Raw genomic sequence first — 413 nt, 5'->3', positions numbered from 1 at the left:
TGAGATGGTCCGGGTTTCATGGACATCCAAATAGGGGACAATAGCGCCCCGGAGGATATACATGAAAAAGACGCAGCTGCCCTCGAAAAGAGAGCTCGTTCCCGCATCAACTGATGCAGCTCCCAAGACGCGAACAGTCTTTACCGACGAGTTCAAACGTGAAGCCGTAGCACGCTTGCGCGCTGGTGATCAAACCGCTACTGATATTGCGCTTGAGCTGGGCATACGACGTAACCAGCTTTATAAGTGGGCAAAAAAGCTCGACGAGCAATCGCCAGGCGAGCAATTTCGCTCGCCTGGCCGCCCCGGAGCCGGTGAGCTTAGCGAGGTCGAGCAACTACGTCGTGATCTGGCAAGCGCCCAGCAGGAGCTGGCCATCTTAAAAAAGTTAGATGCGTACTTAACTCGCCTAA

General features: G+C 54.2%; 1 protein-coding gene. It reads left to right on the top strand.

The genetic code is table 11. The annotated features are described in order from the left end of the window. Positions 1-61: 61 nt before the first annotated feature. The coding region (locus QPK27_RS25250; RefSeq protein WP_290420890.1) for a transposase at positions 62-413 on the top strand (352 nt) is incomplete at its 3' end.

The sequence above is a fragment of the Massilia sp. YIM B02443 genome (genome assembly GCF_030411955.1).
GTDB lineage: Bacteria > Pseudomonadota > Gammaproteobacteria > Burkholderiales > Burkholderiaceae_D > Telluria.
The sequence above is the reverse complement of the archived record's forward strand: the minus strand, read 5'-3'. Positions and strand labels throughout refer to the sequence as shown.